Consider the following 14453-nt stretch of genomic DNA (forward strand, 5'->3'; position numbering starts at 1 on the left):
CCTTTCATACTTCAGTCAACCATTTGGGTGAATAATGCATCACCCAGGGTTTTGACCAGCCAGTTCCTCAAGCTGTTTCCACAGGGCTTCGGTGGCAGGCTGACCCGGTCCTGCCTTTCGTGCAGCGCATATGTTCCAGGTAATCGGCGGCGTGGTTTCGATCAGCTTGACCGATCCGTCCGCGACAAGTTCGGCGAAGGTTTCAGGCATCCCGCCGACAACAAACTCGGGGCCCGTCAGCAGCGACGTTAGAAAGGCATAATCATCACTTTCCACCTGAGGCAACGCTCTGACTTTTTCGGCCGCTTCGTCGGTGCCGCCCAATGCCCGCGTGATCGCCGCACGCCAATGCTTATGCAGATGCGGCGAGGCTAAAGGATACGAGAATAGCGCATTCAAGGTTGCAGGGGCGGTGTCATGCAATGGATGTGAAACATGGGCAGCAAACACCACCGCACGCTTTTCGAACATCATCAACTCGATATTCTCGGTCTCTGACGTATGGGTCAGATCGCCCAGATAGATGTCGATTTCACCATTCTCGAGCATCTCGATCGGTGCCTGCCGCGCGCTGACATCCACCCTGAAACGGAATGCGGGGGATTGCTGCAAGGCGGCCTGAATCGCGGGCCGCACCAGCGTACGCGGCGTCAAAGGGCCACAGCCGATCCGCACGGTTTGACCGGTATCCAGACGGATACGCTCCACTTGATCAGCGCAGCGATTCAAATCCGCCTGCAGAGTTTTTGCCACCGGCAGGAACGTTTGCCCCTCACGCGTCAGTCCGCTGTTGCCGCGTTTGCGGTGAAACAGCGGAAAGCCGACTTGTTCCTCGGCCATCGAAACATAGCGCGACAGCGACGCGTTCGAGACGCCCAGACGTTTGGCCGCTTCCTGAAAGTTGCCCGTCTCGGCAAGGTGCAGAAAGGCGGAAAGAGTCTTTTCAGTTAACACGATGGTCCTCAAGTTTCAGTTACTGAACATTAAGTTTCAGATCCTGCAAAAAAGTAAAGCCGCGTTTGCGGAGCGAATGGTCCACCCGCTAGGACATACCGCATATCGGCCCACTCGGCCAATCCGATTGAACGCAGGAGTCGAACCGAATGTTTCGAATAAAATCAGTAACTACCAGCCTCGCTGCGGCTTTGTGGGCGGTTGCCACGACGGCCGTTGCACAGTCCGACAAGCCCAATATTCTGGTGATCATGGCTGACGATGTCGGATGGGCCAGCCTTGGCAGCTATCATCAAGGTGTCAAAAGCATCCAGACTCCGAATCTGGATCAGCTTGCCGCCGAGGGCGCCCGGTTGACCGACTATTATGCGCAACCCAGCTGCACCGCAGGGCGTTCCGCCTTTATCACCGGTCAGTTCCCGGTACGTACCGGCATGCACACGGTGGGCCTTCCGGGCGATCCGGTCGGTCTTAGCGACGAAGACCCGACGTTGGCAAATATCCTCAAATCCATGGGCTATACTACGGGGCAGTTCGGTAAGAACCATCTGGGCGATCTGAACAAGTTCCTGCCAACGGCCAAGGGTTTTGATGAATATTGGGGCTGGCTCTACCACCTCAACGCTATGGAATACACGACCGACCCCGACTGGCCGGATGATCCGGAATTTGCCGCTCAGTTCGGTCCGCGCAACATTATCCACTCGTTTGCCACGGATACCGTTGACGAGACCGTCGACCCCCGCTGGGGGCCGGTGGGCAAACAGCGCATCATTGATGACGGTCCAGCCCCGCCTGAACGTCAGAAAACCCTGGATGATGAGGTCACGGCCCACACCATCGATTTCATCAACCGCGCAGTTGACAGCGAAACCCCGTTCTTTGTCTGGATGGCGCCTGCGCGGGCGCATGTCTGGACCCATCTCAGCCCGGAATACGAGGCGATGCTGGGCGACGGGCGCGGCCTGCAGGATGTGGTCATGAAAGAGCTTGACGATAATGTCGGCAAGGTGACCGCGCATCTGGAAGAGCTTGGTATCGCCGACAACACCATCGTTATCTTCACCTCGGACAATGGCCCGGAAACGATGACATGGCCCGATGGTGGCACCACGCCATTCCACGGCGAAAAAGGCACCACCTGGGAGGGAGGATTCCGCGTTCCCGCGATCATCCGTTGGCCCGGCAAAGTTGCCGAAGGTCAGGTGCTGAACGGTATCTTCGACGGCATGGATTGGATGCCCACTCTTGTCGCGGCAGCAGGCGGATCGCAGAACCTTCCTGCCGATCTGCTTGAAGGGTTCGAAGGCTATCAGGTGCATCTGGACGGGTATAATCAGCTTTCATATCTGACTGGCGAAACACCCAGTAACCGCAAAGAGATTGTCTATTACGAAGGCACCGATCTGCAGGCGATCCGCTATAACGACTGGAAGGCGCATTTCACCATTCAGGAAAAGGGCTGGGCCGGTCCTAAAGAGGAACTGAACGCGCCATTGCTGTTCAACCTACGCCGCGATCCTTATGAGAAAGCGGCCGAGGAATCCGGGATGTATACCCGCTGGATGGGCAACAAGATGTGGGCCTTTGGTCCGGCAGCCCGGCTGGTTCAGGCACATCTGGCGACCTTTGCGGATTTCCCTCCACGTGGTGCGACCGTGGGCAATGAGACACACGTTCAGGAACAGGTCAGCAGCGAAGGTGGCATGTCGCAATAGCAGCCCGAGTTCACCTGACCCCCATTAAACGCCCGCCGAGTTGCGGGCGTTTTCAATAGTGCGCATTGCTTCGATATTTGGCACTGGAAACCCGATGACAGAGGCCGGATGTGACGACATTGGCGCGCTATTGTATTGGGTCTTCGTGCGCGCGCGGTTTCGCCGGATTTTGCTGTTCCTCTGTGAGAATTCCTCGGAGAACAGCGGCAGTTTCGACCCTCGATATTGGTTTTCGCGTTCCATCTGGGCTGGAAGGCACCACCGATGATTTAACAACATCAGCCGTTCGAATTGTTTTAGTCGAAAACACTCTGTCCAGAACAGATTTCAATGGCATCGTTCACCTCCCAACAACTTAATTCGCCCAGATGCTTGTCGCTGCGGGTCAGATCTGAACCTCGAGGGAGAAGCTCAAAGATCATATGCCGTGAGTGGTAACCCGCAGCGACACGGCGCATGTATTAAAAATTTGACTTTGAGAAAGGGGGAAGGATTCCGCGTTTCGCATCATTTTTGATCGAGTGGTAAAAAAATAGCTGTATTACTTACGCTTACGTCAACTTGCGGACCTATCGCTATACGGTCACGACGCTACGTCACAATTAGACCCTTGATTGATTAAAGGTCTTCTTGTCTTCCGGAGCATGAACTTCTTCCTGGTTTTGATGCAAATCGGCTGAGAATCGCTCGCATTCCGGATGATCTAGGTAACAAAAGGGCGCGCCTGTCAAAGGCGCGCCCAGTAAAGATAGGGAGGACTATGAAAACCTGACGCCCGAAACAAAAGAAGCGCCTACTCACTAACAATGTCAGCATGGCGCATTCTTTTGTTCTGGTCAGTGAAGTGGTTCACATGGAGCAAAAAAATTTGTTCAAAGTGTAACTGCACATTTTGATGCCACGCCTGAACGTGGGTTGGCCTACAGTTCTCGGCCATGCTTCATGTACGATACCATAGCTGATTCAGTGTTACACAAAACAAATACGCCCGCCTATTGGCGGGCGTACGAGATGTACAAAAAAGGGGCGGTCAGTGCCCGCAACGCACGAACAAAGCGTGATTAGCGGCGGATGCCCAGCTTTTTGATCAGGTCCTGATAGCGCGCTTCTTCTTTGCCCTTCAGGTAGTCCAGCAGCTTACGGCGCTGGGCGACCATTTTCAGCAGACCGCGACGACCGTGGTTGTCTTTCTTGTGGGTCTTGAAGTGCTCGGTCAGGGTGGTGATGCGCGAGGTCAGGATGGCAACCTGGACTTCTGGCGAACCGGTGTCACCGTCTTTAGTTGCGAATTCTTTCATAACGCGTGCTTTTTCAGCGGCAGTAATCGACATCGGGGTCTCCTTTTAAGGTTAGAGTTGATGGCGCAGGCCGGGATGTCGTCCAGCACAGGCCCATGGAGAAAACCGCACCGATTCCGATGCGGATGGGCGCATATAGGCGCTTTTGCTGCGAATGGCAAAGGGATTCTGCGGGTTCAACCAGTGAAAGCGTATTGTGCCAATTGGGATTCGGTCACAAACAGAATATCCTCTGCGGCTAGACCTTCTGCACCAAATATCTGCGCAACGTTCTCGCCGTTGACCCTGACATGGGTCAGGTCATTGTTTTCGCTGTCTGGCTCGATGGTCAACTCAGGGTCTTCTGGGCCGTCCCAGGTGACTAGCAGCTTGTCGTGACCAATCTGGAAATCCATGATTGTTGCGGCTTCCTGTTCCAGTTCTGGCTGCACGATTATTTCGTCATCGCCGTCTCCACCGGTGACGATATCTCCGTCTTTGGCCAGTATGACATCATCGCCAGCCCCCCCGTTCAGAAAGTCAGGGGAAGTCTCCTCCCGACCATCGTTGCCGTTCAGAATGTCATCCCCGTCTCCACCGAACAGGGCATCTTGTCCTGCACCGCCTGTCAGATAGTCATCGCCGTCGCCACCTTGCAATTGATCGTCGCCGTCATCGCCCCTCAAGATATCATCGTCCTGACCGCCAAAAATCCGGTCATCGCCGTCGCCACCTTCCAACTCATCCATTCCGAAATGACCATACTGGTCGTCGTTGCCTGACATTCCGGCCAAATTGTCGTCGCCATTCCCGCCATGGAGCACATCGTTCCCGACGTTTCCGATCAGCGTGTCCTCTCCGGAACCACCGTAGATGACGTCATTTCCGCCCCCTCCGTCGATGAGGTCGCCGCCTTCGTACCCATTAATCTGATCATTACCCTCTTGTCCGGTCAGAATATTTGCATCCTCATCGCCTGCAATGACCAGATTTCCCCCATGCTCAGAGATGATTTCACCTGTGTTGGTATCTTCGGATGAATCGGGCTCTTCAACATCTTCTTCCAGTTCGAGGAGGTTGCCTTCGGTCAATTCATCCTCAACCGAGTCATCAATTTGCTCACCATCCTCCTCGGTTGTTTCGTCGGGTACGAGAACGTCGCTTATCGCATAGGCGGCCCCTCCTAATGCAGCCATCCCGAATAAACCGATCAGAAACATGATTACCCTCCGCAAGCAGACTTGCCCCGAGTGTAAAACATCTCATGCAATCAAGAGGTTGGTCAAAGCCAAGTTGCAGGTGTGGTTAACCCTTCGTCACCACAACTGAGGCTGTTGCGCGTAAGCGATGTAGAGCGGGTGTTTTGGATGGCCGTCTTTGGTGAGCCCCAGATGATACATCGGTTGACCTGTGGCGCGCAGCAGTGCTTCGACAGATCGACCGCGATCAAGATGCGCGCCATGTGTGCCCCAGCCAGCAATAACCTGATCGGCCCAGCCAACACCTTCCAGAATGGCTTGGTCGTTCTGCGGTCCAACAGGATCCTCAGCTGCGCGCATTTTGCGCGGGTCGGTATCGCGCCACGCAAAAATGTTGGTAACCTGAAATGCGCCGAAGCCCAATGTTCGCGCCCGCCGTTCACAGCGTTCAACCGTCGGGTCGTTCTGTACCTCGGTTGCGGTCGAGGGGTTCAGCATCACAAACAGCGCCTTGCGCCCCGCCGGATCCCAGATGCGGGTCAGGCTATAGCGATACTTTTCGCAGTCGGAGTAGATGGCGGTCGAGGGCGCGTCGCCCTTGGTATGAGAACGGGTAATCATGCCCTTCGCCTAACACGTAGTTCAAACGACGAACACCCGGCTGGGATGCAATTCACCGGATTTGTATATCCCGACGGCCACAGCCTTGCCATCCAGCGAAGCCCAGGCCTCGTCGCCGTATTCGACGTCGGATGCCAACACCATTCCCGGATTGCCATTGCGCAATCGGGTTGCCCCTTCCGGGGTGCATTTCAACTCAGGCAGATCAGACAGGCCGGTTTCCAACGGGTGCAGGTATTCATCCAATGCTGTGGTTTTGGCCATCTCATCGATCTGTTCGATGGACAGGCCGTCTTCGGCCTCGAACGGACCCGACCAGATGCGACGGAGTTCCTTGACGTGGCCGTAGCAGCCCAGCGCTTCGCCCAGATCGCGCGCGATCGAACGGACATACCCGCCTTTGCCGCAGGTCATTTCCAACACCACATGATCGGTGTCGGGTCGGTCGACAAGGATCAACTCTTCAACCCACAGGGGGCGTGCGGACAGTTCCACATCTTCGCCATCGCGGGCCAGTTTGTACGCGCGCTGACCGTCGATCTTCACAGCTGAAAACTTGGGCGGCACCTGCATGATATCCCCGAGGAACGGTGAGAGCGCCTGTTTGATATCTTCATCCGTCGGACGCGCAGAGCTTTCCGAGATAACTTCGCCTTCGGCATCGTCGGTATTGGTGGCCTGTCCTAAACGCACAGTGAATGTGTAGGCTTTCAGCGCATCGGTGATGTAGGGAACAGTCTTGGTCGCCTCGCCCAAAGCTACCGCCAGAACGCCAGTTGCTTCGGGGTCCAGCGTGCCTGCATGGCCTGCTTTCTTGGCGTCCATCGCCCAACGCACCTTGTTGACGACCGCGGTCGAAGTCATGCCCGCAGGCTTGTCCACCACCAGCCAACCGGAAATGTCACGACCCTTGCGTTTGCGTCCCATCTTGCACCTTGAAACTTACTGAGGCGCGCGAGTTAGCGGATCGCTTCGACGCTGTCAATTTGCCGGTACGTTCTCGACGACGCCCACTATTGGTCCCAGTGAAAACCCGATGTCGGATCGGTTGTTGGCGCGGTCATACATCCGCGAAATATTGCCATCCAGAAACAATGCGTTCGGAGTATCCAGCGTGTCGCGGAACAACCTGCCGAATTCATGGAAGGTGACGTAATCCTCAGAGATTGCAAATACCGCACGGGTCCCTTCAGCGTTGGTTCCGACCCCATTGCGTATATAGAGAGAGGTCGAATCCGGCAGGAATCGGGGGTGCAACTCTCCATCGATGACAAGCATCGGGCCGGACTGGGTGGCGAACCGGCAATCCGGCGCGCGTTCGATGTAATCCAATGTCTCAAACACATCGGCGCGTCCGTCGCGAATGCAGAACACACCGTTGGGCAACAGACCGAAGTTTCCCGGGCCAGCATTCGGGATCACACGCATCTGTTCTTCGCCGTCCTCAACAAAGTGACCCACGGGCGAGCGATCATCATGATACATGCCCGCGTTCATCGCAAAGGCCAGACGCTTACCGTCAGGTGCCAAAGCTTCGTTCACTGACGAGAAATGGCCCAACAGGTCGCCATTCTCATCGTTCAGGAACAGGCGCAAATCTTCGGATGCCGCGTCTACCTCGCAAATGGTGTAGCGCTTGTCCTCGTGGGTCAGCTTTTCACAAGTCACTGCCCCAGCCTGTGCGGCCCAAACAACCGCACCTAATGTGACAGATAGGCGGATCACTCGTCCAGATCGCGGCGCACCGCGTCCTGTTCGAACATGCGACGGGTGTCATCCAGTCGGTCGAATGTGTCATCCAACCGGAAACGTAGATCGGGAGAGAATTTCAGTCCGACCTTCTTGCCGACCATGCGCCGCAGCTCACCCTTGTTGCGAGCGAGCAGTTCGATCACGTCCTCCTGCCCTTTGCCGCCCAATGGCAGCACATAGGCGGTGGCGATCTTTAGATCGGGCGAGGTGCGCACCTCGCCCACAGTGATCGACATGCGGTTCAGGTCGGGGTCGTGGACATCTCCGCGCGCCAGAACTTCGGACAGGGTACGGCGGATCAGTTCGCCGACACGCAGCTGTCGTTGGGACGGGCCGGGGCCATCGTGGAATTTGTTCTTTGCCATAAACCCCGATCTAAGCGCAAAGCCGGGCTTTGCCAAGCGGGTGCGAACGGGGTAGGAGGCTTTGAGCCGACTTTAGAAAAGGACCAACGCAATGACCCATATTCCGGGGATCGTCATTACAGGGGCTTCGGGCCGTATGGGGCAGATGCTGATCAAGACCGTGACCGACAGTGATCAGGCACGCCTGGTTGGCGTGGTCGAGCGCCAGGGTCACGATTGGATCGGTCAGGATGTTGGTGAAGCAATGGGTGGCCCCGCGCTGGGAGTTTTGATCACCGATGATCCGCTGGAGGCCTTCGCGCAGGCGCAGGCGGTGATCGACTTCACCGCACCCGAGGCGACGCTGGAGTTTGCCGCTTTGGCCGCGCAGGCGCGCTGCGTGCATGTGATCGGCACCACCGGCATGAGTGACGAACAGATTGTGGCGCTGGAACCGGCCTCGCGCCATGCGGTGATCGTGCGGGCAGGAAACATGAGCCTTGGCGTGAACCTGCTGGTGCAACTGACCAAAAAAGTCGCCGCCGCACTGGATGAGGATTTCGACATTGAAGTCATCGAAGGCCACCACCACCACAAGGTTGATGCGCCTTCGGGCACGGCCTTAATGCTGGGCGAAGCTGCCGCCGAAGGGCGCGGCGTCAAATTGGCGGATGTGTCCGACCGTGGTCGTGACGGCATTACCGGCGCGCGCAAGCGCGGCGATATCGGCTTTCACGCCATTCGCGGCGGGGACATCGTGGGCGAACATGACGTGCTGTTCGCCGCGCCGGGAGAACGCATCGTGTTGCGCCATCTCGCCACGGATCGCGCCATCTTTGCGCGTGGCGCGCTGAAGGCAGCGCTATGGGGGCAGGGTAAGGCACCGGGCCAATACGACATGGTGGATGTGCTCGGGCTGTAAGCCATAGACGGGCCGCGCAACGGCGTTAAACTCGGGCCTATGCGGAACCTTACATCTCGAGTGGCGACTGGTTTGGTGCTGATCGTGTTCTATCTGACGCTGCTGCCCTTTTTGATGCACGGGCTGGGTATGATCGGTGTTGGCCTGTCCGAGGACGCGGCTAGGCAGAGCTATCTCTTTTCCGACCGTCAAGATGTCGGCAACGCGGCCATGATGCTGCATATCTTTGCCGGAACTTTGCTGGTGGCGCTGGTGCCGCTGCAGCTGCTGCAGGGCCTTCGGCTGCGGTTTATCGGATTTCATCGCATGCTGGGCAGGCTGCTGGTCACGCTGGCGCTGATCACCGGCCTGGCGGGCATGACCTATATCCCGTTGCGCGGAACCATCGGTGGACCGCTCATGTCTGCAGCGTTCTTTCTGTATGGGCTCTGCCTGTTCACCGCTGGATTAATGGTACCGAGGATGGCGCTGATCAGGGATCGTGCTGGGCACTGGGCCTGGGGGTTGCGGCTGTTCTGGCTGGCTCTTGGGTCATGGCTATACCGTGTGCATTACACACTTTGGTACCTGCTGACCGGTGGAGTGGGGTCAGAGCCCGATTTCTCGGGCCCGTTCGATCTGGCACAGAACTTCGCGTTCTTCGTGCCTTACCTGTTGGCGGTTCAGATGTGGATCATTAGCAAGCGTTCTGCGCATCAAGGGGTACTGGCTAAAATTCTCTGATCTTGTCCGCGCGCAGCGGACAGGACAGATAGACGCCGAACTCTTTGCCGATATCCGCGCTGACCCGGGCATGAACGGCGCCCTGACGGTCAAGGAAACGCTGGTTGTCTTCGACCGGGAAAATCCCCTCGTGCCAGACGCCGGGATGGATGTAGAGGCCGCGCGAGCCATCGCACCAGAACGCCACCACTTTTTCCGGCGTCAGATTGTCACCGGGCAGGGCGGCAGGCACGATGAATGGCTTTTTGTCCAGCGGCCAGAACATCTGCCCCCCGTCCGGGTGGTAGTTCATATGCCACAGCAAGACCTGATCGCGGGGTCCGGTTTGACGGCCCGTCTGTGCCTTTTGCGGATCGGTGGACCAACCCAGAACGTAGTGGCCTTTGACGGCCTCGTTCTCACCATAAAGAACATCGCCCTGCCAGTCGCATTTGAACGTGCCTTCGACCCAACCTGCTTCGTCGCCGGTTCCTTCGTCAATTGGTCGCCAGCCTTGCTGCGGCCAGCGCACAATTTCGATCTCGAACGTATCCGGGGTGTCGACCAGACAGCCATAACCCTTGACCGATGTTTCCGTTGCGCGGATCAGCGGCACCTCGTGCCAGGGTAGGGATGGTTTTGAATTGGCCTCGAAGATGTACTCTGGCGCGGTCATGACGAACCCAGATGTTTATCGACCATGCGCTGCACCATCGGCGCGAAATGGGCGAAGTCGGGCGTTTCCATGTTCGCGCGTTTGCCGGCCTCGTCCAGATAGCGCACCTGAATGATCTCTTTCAGGTTCGGGTTTGCCTCAAACTCCGCGACCTCCGCAGCGCTCATCGGGCCGCCTTGTAGTTCTAGCGTATGAACCGAGGCGGCGGACAGGCGGTTGAAATAATCAGGCTTCGTCGCGCAGAGATATCGCTTGGCCGCCACATGATAACGGCAGCAATCGGTGATGACCGAGGGGAAAAATTGCTCGAGCACCTCTGCTCCCGCGTCCTCGTGGTGGCGATCTTCGGTGTCGTCGGGATGATAGGTGCCAAATTCAGATGTGAAGTGACCAATGTCATGCAACAGCGCGCCGACAATGATTTCTTCGGGCTGCCCATTTTGTTCGGCAATCGTGGCACCCTGCAGCATGTGCTCGGCCATGGTCACGGGTTCGCCCAGATATTCCTCGCCACCACGGCGTTCGAAGATGTCGCCGATAAATGCCACGATGTTGTCCCGGTTCAGGGTTGAAAAGTCGGGTTTCATTCTGCTGCCTCCGGCTGTGCCATCCGCATGGCTGCCAAGGTCGAAAGCAACCCATCCTTGTCAGCATAGCAGCCCTGCAGCCAGCGTGACCCCGCGCCGGAGTAACCCAGACGCGCATGCAGGACGCGGGTGTTGTCGACAATAAAGCTTTCGCCCGGTTCCAGCTTGAAAGACACGCCCATGGCAGGATCGTCGATGATCTCACCCAACTGACGATAGGCGGCGTAATAGGCCTCCATCTGATCGAAAGGCACATCAACGAACGGAGCGGAGGAACGGTTGTTGAAGCGGATGCCGATCAATTCGCCATCCGGAGACAGTTCGATCATCGGGCGACGCGATTGCAGACAGACGCCGTCAGAGCCTTTGTATTCAAACCGCGCCGGATAGCCCGCCAGCAGGGCGAAACCTACGGGGTTCTGATCGCGTAGACGCTCGGCCGCGCGGAAGCCATCAACAACAATGGAATCCCCACCTTCGGCCGAATTCTCAAGACAGTAGAGGATTTGCAGCGTTGGTACCGGGTCTCGATAGGGATTGTCGGTATGGGCCTGCAGACCTAATCCGGTATAGGCGAGGTTGGTTGGATTCACCTCCGTCCGGACCTCAAAATAGGGACCATAGTTGGTCTCACGCACATAGCCGAACAAATCGGCCACTTTCAGCAGCGATTCTGGCTCGGTGGGGCCATCTGTTAGCTTAGCGAACCCGTATTCCGCCACTGCGGCCAGCCAGTCGCGCTTGGCTGTGAGGTTGGCATGTACCGCATCCCAGTCACCGCACGGCGCGTCGATGCCGCGTTCCCAAGTTGTGATGCCAGGGGCCAGGCGGCCGATCTCGCTGTCCCGATCGCGATCATAGATGTGTTCGGCCAACCAACTGGCCGGAAAAGTCACAGTTTTGTCTTCGGGCTGGAATGTGACGATCAGATCTCCTTTAACGACCTCTGCCGCGCTGATTGATACATCCGCCGGAATATCGCCGATTGTGATCAGGCGCTGACCATTGCCCGACGCTCGTGTTTCGGGGTCCAGAGCGTTGTCGCGCAACCAGATGGCGTGAAATCGGGATTGAGTGCCGTTCGCAAAATCGATGGTGACCATCGAGGGGTCATGGGTGGCAGAGCGCAGCATGGGGGTTCTCCTGTTCAGCGCGGGCTTTGCTTGAGGAGATACGCGCTTCGTGGCATTACCACAATTAAACCTTATTGCCGCTGAGGCCTGGAAAATCTTATGGCTAAGAATAAGATCGGATTACCTCCTCTGGACTGGCTGCGCGTGTTCGAAGCTGCCGGGCGACTGGGCGGTTTTTCTGCCGCTGCGCGCGAATTTGGTCTGACGCAGGCAGCGGTCAGTCAACGGATCGGCAATCTTGAGGCTTGGTTAGGTCGATCGCTGTTTGTGCGCGAGGCACGGGGCGTGTCGCTGACAATCGAGGGTGAAAGCTATCTGCCATTGGTGCAGGACAGCCTGCAGGCACTGGAACGCAATACCGAGGATCTTTTCGGAAAAACCCCGCGCGAGCTTCGGGTAGCAGGACTTTCTTCGCATATACACGCGCTGGTTCTCCCTGCCTTGCCCACGTTCCTGGAGGCGCAGCCCAAAGTGCGTGTGATGACAGATTCGATGGCGCGTCGCGCTTCGTTGGAGGAAGAGCGTACCTGGCTGCAGATCCGCTATGGCAGAGGCGTCTGGCCTGGGCGAAAGGCAAAGCTTATCGCGCCTGAAGTGCTGGCACCGATGGCAGCATCTGGCATCAAGTGGGGCGCGCCGCTGATTGATCTACGCGGAGAACGCCCCGGCTGGAAGGATTGGGCGCAGGTTGCGGGGGTTGATGAATTGCCGGCTGGCCGGATCAGTTTCGACTCGGTGGGTCATGCGATCACGGCAGCGCGTCAGGGCATGGGGATCGCGTTGGGATCACTTCCTTTGGCGTCGAGCAGTTTGGAGACCGGTCAACTTCGCAGACTGGATATGCCCGAGCTTGCAACAAAAGATGGCTATTGGCTGACATGGCCCGAGGATAGGGTGCGCTCGAATCGACAACGCGCTTTGATCGATGACTTCTTGCAGGCGTTGCGCGATGGCTGATCAGAAATCGATTGCGATGCCCTTTTTCTCCCAATCGCCGTAACGGGCCGGATCTGGTCCGTCGCGCCCGCCCAGCTCTTTGGGCCGTGCCTTCGCTTCGGCCTCCGCGTTTTTGCGGCGTTCTTCTGCCTCGGCAAGGGCGCGCTGGGCGGCAGGGGGCAGGTCTTTGCGCTCGTCACTCATGACATTGGGTTCCTTTCCGTACAGGGCCTTGATATACGCCCTCGTCCGCCCAAGGCAATGCGGGCAAAGGTCACGAGAGGCACTCAGCATCATGTTAAACTCCGCCACAGCAGCGCGCCGAAGTGCGATCTATCTGCTGGATCAGATACTCGCCGAGGGGCGGCTGTTGCCCGAATGTCTTGCGGCAGGTACGCTGGATCGATTGGCCCCTGAGGATCGCGCGCGGGCGCAACGATTGACGATCGAAACCCTGCGCGGGCTCGAGCGTGTCGACCGGCTGCTGGCCGATCACCTGCGACAAACGCCCGCGCTGACGGTTCACAACGCCTTGCGGCTTGGCACAGTCGAGCTGTGTCAGGGCGAAGCAGCGCACGGGGTGGTGAATTCCATGGTCGAGATCGTGGGCCGTTCGCGCAAGCATGGTCGACTGAAGGGGTTGGTGAACGCGGTACTGCGCAAGATTGCCGCCGACGGTCCCGACGCTTGGCCCAAGATGCGCGTGCCTCGCCTGCCAGAGTGGTTGCGCGAACCGCTGATCATGGCGTGGGGTGAAGACGCCGTGAAAGGTATGGAGCACGCGCATTTCAACGGGGCACCATTGGATTTGACGCCAAAACCAAGCGTCGAGATCGCGGGTGCAGAGATGTTGCCCACCGGTTCGGCGCGGCTGCAGGATGCGGGGCAGGTCTCGACCCTGCCGGGATATGAGGCCGGGGATTGGTGGGTTCAGGATGCGGCGGCGGCGTTACCCGTTCGGGTTCTGGCCCCGAAAGCCGGAGAGAAAATTCTGGATCTCTGCGCCGCGCCGGGTGGAAAAACCTTGCAGCTATCTGCTGCAGGTGCAGATGTCACCGCTCTGGATATCTCGGAAGCGCGGCTTGTGCGCGTTCGCGAGAACCTGAAACGAACCGGTCTGAAAGCTAAGGTTATCGCCCAAGATGCGCTGGAGCATGAGGGCCAGTATGACGCTATCTTGCTGGACGCACCCTGTTCGGCAACGGGTACGATTCGCCGCCATCCGGATTTACCTTTCGCCAAGGACGGTTCGGAATTTGGCGGGTTGATCGAGTTACAGGCGCGTATGCTGGCTCATGCCTGGACTTTGCTGAAGCCTGGCGGGCGGTTGGTCTATTGCACATGCTCGCTGCTGCCGGACGAGGGTGAAGTACAGATTGAAGAGGCACTGGATAGCTATTCTGATATGCAGGTTGATCGCGCCGCTCTTGAGATTGCGGGCGTTGAAGCAGATTGGATCACTGAAGAAGGTGGCCTGCGCTTGCGTCCCGATTACTGGCCGGACAAGGGCGGGATGGACGGGTTTTATATCGCCTGTCTGAACAAATCCGCCTGACGCGACGCTTTTCGATGACTTGACGAGCGGACCGGTCTATCGTGTGCTCAAGCGCCCGCAGAGCGCAAGGGGCAGAG

16 protein-coding genes are annotated in these 14453 nt (G+C 57.7%); 5 read left to right on the plus strand and 11 right to left on the minus strand.

Translation table 11 applies throughout. From position 1 onward, the window contains the following. Nucleotides 1–39: 39 nt before the first annotated feature. Nucleotides 40–954, minus strand: a complete 915-nt coding sequence (locus G7G_RS0103930; RefSeq protein WP_010438615.1) for a LysR family transcriptional regulator — start codon at nucleotides 952–954, stop codon at nucleotides 40–42. A gap of 149 nt (nucleotides 955–1103) precedes the next feature. Here G7G_RS0103930 and G7G_RS22725 point away from each other — a divergent pair, with 149 nt between their 5' ends. Next, a complete protein-coding gene (locus tag G7G_RS22725; protein ID WP_010438617.1) occupies nucleotides 1104–2672 on the plus strand; it encodes an arylsulfatase in 1569 nt (522 codons plus the stop codon). Nucleotides 2673–3733: 1061 nt separating this feature from the next. On the opposite strand, the gene rpsO is transcribed toward G7G_RS22725, so the two are convergent. From rpsO to rbfA, 6 genes are all read right to left on the minus strand, one after another. Beyond that, nucleotides 3734–4003: a 30S ribosomal protein S15 gene (rpsO, locus tag G7G_RS0103950; RefSeq protein ID WP_008757925.1), complete on the minus strand. Its 270-nt coding sequence runs from the start codon at nucleotides 4001–4003 to the stop codon at nucleotides 3734–3736. A gap of 143 nt (nucleotides 4004–4146) precedes the next feature. After that, nucleotides 4147–5169: a calcium-binding protein gene (locus G7G_RS0103955; RefSeq protein ID WP_010438622.1), complete on the minus strand. Its 1023-nt coding sequence runs from the start codon at nucleotides 5167–5169 to the stop codon at nucleotides 4147–4149. A 96-nt stretch (nucleotides 5170–5265) separates the two neighbouring features. Continuing rightward, a complete protein-coding gene (locus G7G_RS0103960; RefSeq protein WP_010438624.1) occupies nucleotides 5266–5769 on the minus strand; it encodes a DUF1643 domain-containing protein in 504 nt (167 codons plus the stop codon). Between the two features lie 21 nt (nucleotides 5770–5790). Next, complete coding sequence (gene truB / locus G7G_RS0103965; protein WP_010438625.1) at nucleotides 5791–6696, minus strand: tRNA pseudouridine(55) synthase TruB; 906 nt, start codon at nucleotides 6694–6696, stop codon at nucleotides 5791–5793. Between the two features lie 54 nt (nucleotides 6697–6750). Continuing rightward, the gene (locus tag G7G_RS0103970; RefSeq protein ID WP_010438627.1) at nucleotides 6751–7494 is read right to left on the minus strand and encodes a phosphodiester glycosidase family protein; all 744 of its coding nucleotides are present in this window, start codon (nucleotides 7492–7494) and stop codon (nucleotides 6751–6753) included. Beyond that, entirely contained in the window at nucleotides 7491–7886 is a 396-nt protein-coding gene (rbfA, locus tag G7G_RS0103975) for a 30S ribosome-binding factor RbfA (protein ID WP_010438628.1), read from the minus strand. Before rbfA ends, G7G_RS0103970 begins: the two co-directional genes overlap by 4 nt. A gap of 91 nt (nucleotides 7887–7977) precedes the next feature. On the opposite strand from rbfA, the gene dapB reads away from it, so the two are divergent. Beyond that, entirely contained in the window at nucleotides 7978–8787 is an 810-nt protein-coding gene (gene dapB, locus G7G_RS0103980; RefSeq protein WP_010438630.1) for a 4-hydroxy-tetrahydrodipicolinate reductase, read from the plus strand. 39 nt (nucleotides 8788–8826) lie between these two features. Further along, on the plus strand, nucleotides 8827–9510 hold the full coding sequence (locus G7G_RS22730; RefSeq protein WP_083828993.1) for a DUF2306 domain-containing protein: 684 nt from the start codon (nucleotides 8827–8829) through the stop codon (nucleotides 9508–9510). Here the strand turns inward: G7G_RS22730 and G7G_RS0103990 are convergent. Genes G7G_RS0103990 through tmpA form a run of 3 tightly spaced genes read right to left on the minus strand, consistent with a single transcriptional unit; the run spans nucleotide 9497 to nucleotide 11885 of the window. Then, the gene (locus tag G7G_RS0103990; RefSeq protein ID WP_010438633.1) at nucleotides 9497–10165 is read right to left on the minus strand and encodes an ureidoglycolate lyase; all 669 of its coding nucleotides are present in this window, start codon (nucleotides 10163–10165) and stop codon (nucleotides 9497–9499) included. The genes G7G_RS22730 and G7G_RS0103990 overlap by 14 nt on opposite strands. Further along, entirely contained in the window at nucleotides 10162–10752 is a 591-nt protein-coding gene (gene tmpB / locus G7G_RS0103995; RefSeq protein WP_010438634.1) for a (R)-1-hydroxy-2-trimethylaminoethylphosphonate oxygenase, read from the minus strand. The genes G7G_RS0103990 and tmpB overlap by 4 nt, the downstream gene beginning before the upstream one ends. Continuing rightward, nucleotides 10749–11885 (minus strand): 2-trimethylaminoethylphosphonate dioxygenase, encoded by a 1137-nt coding sequence (gene tmpA, locus G7G_RS0104000; RefSeq protein WP_010438635.1) that lies wholly within the window; start codon nucleotides 11883–11885, stop codon nucleotides 10749–10751. The genes tmpB and tmpA overlap by 4 nt, the downstream gene beginning before the upstream one ends. A gap of 99 nt (nucleotides 11886–11984) precedes the next feature. Here tmpA and G7G_RS0104005 point away from each other — a divergent pair, with 99 nt between their 5' ends. Next, nucleotides 11985–12842 (plus strand): LysR family transcriptional regulator, encoded by an 858-nt coding sequence (locus G7G_RS0104005; RefSeq protein ID WP_010438636.1) that lies wholly within the window; start codon nucleotides 11985–11987, stop codon nucleotides 12840–12842. On the opposite strand, the gene G7G_RS0104010 is transcribed toward G7G_RS0104005, so the two are convergent. Next, nucleotides 12843–13025, minus strand: a complete 183-nt coding sequence (locus G7G_RS0104010) for a DUF1674 domain-containing protein (RefSeq protein WP_010438637.1) — start codon at nucleotides 13023–13025, stop codon at nucleotides 12843–12845. A gap of 91 nt (nucleotides 13026–13116) precedes the next feature. On the opposite strand from G7G_RS0104010, the gene G7G_RS0104015 reads away from it, so the two are divergent. After that, complete coding sequence (locus G7G_RS0104015; protein WP_010438638.1) at nucleotides 13117–14376, plus strand: RsmB/NOP family class I SAM-dependent RNA methyltransferase; 1260 nt, start codon at nucleotides 13117–13119, stop codon at nucleotides 14374–14376. Nucleotides 14377–14453: the final 77 nt, after the last annotated feature.

The sequence above is a fragment of the Ruegeria conchae genome (assembly GCF_000192475.1).
GTDB lineage: Bacteria > Pseudomonadota > Alphaproteobacteria > Rhodobacterales > Rhodobacteraceae > Ruegeria > Ruegeria conchae.

Bases quoted from the DNA above. Each gene is read 5' to 3' on its own strand.
- G7G_RS22725 (WP_010438617.1), top strand. From the start codon at position 1,104: ATGTTTCGAATAAAATCAGTAACTACCAGCCTCGCTGCGGCTTTGTGG.
- rpsO (WP_008757925.1), bottom strand. From the start codon at position 4,003: ATGTCGATTACTGCCGCTGAAAAAGCACGCGTTATGAAAGAATTCGCA.
- G7G_RS0103955 (WP_010438622.1), bottom strand. From the start codon at position 5,169: ATGTTTCTGATCGGTTTATTCGGGATGGCTGCATTAGGAGGGGCCGCC.
- G7G_RS0103960 (WP_010438624.1), bottom strand. From the start codon at position 5,769: ATGATTACCCGTTCTCATACCAAGGGCGACGCGCCCTCGACCGCCATC.
- truB (WP_010438625.1), bottom strand. From the start codon at position 6,696: ATGGGACGCAAACGCAAGGGTCGTGACATTTCCGGTTGGCTGGTGGTG.
- rbfA (WP_010438628.1), bottom strand. From the start codon at position 7,886: ATGGCAAAGAACAAATTCCACGATGGCCCCGGCCCGTCCCAACGACAG.
- dapB (WP_010438630.1), top strand. From the start codon at position 7,978: ATGACCCATATTCCGGGGATCGTCATTACAGGGGCTTCGGGCCGTATG.
- G7G_RS22730 (WP_083828993.1), top strand. From the start codon at position 8,827: ATGCGGAACCTTACATCTCGAGTGGCGACTGGTTTGGTGCTGATCGTG.
- G7G_RS0103990 (WP_010438633.1), bottom strand. From the start codon at position 10,165: ATGACCGCGCCAGAGTACATCTTCGAGGCCAATTCAAAACCATCCCTA.
- tmpB (WP_010438634.1), bottom strand. From the start codon at position 10,752: ATGAAACCCGACTTTTCAACCCTGAACCGGGACAACATCGTGGCATTT.
- tmpA (WP_010438635.1), bottom strand. From the start codon at position 11,885: ATGCTGCGCTCTGCCACCCATGACCCCTCGATGGTCACCATCGATTTT.
- G7G_RS0104005 (WP_010438636.1), top strand. From the start codon at position 11,985: ATGGCTAAGAATAAGATCGGATTACCTCCTCTGGACTGGCTGCGCGTG.
- G7G_RS0104010 (WP_010438637.1), bottom strand. From the start codon at position 13,025: ATGAGTGACGAGCGCAAAGACCTGCCCCCTGCCGCCCAGCGCGCCCTT.
- G7G_RS0104015 (WP_010438638.1), top strand. From the start codon at position 13,117: ATGTTAAACTCCGCCACAGCAGCGCGCCGAAGTGCGATCTATCTGCTG.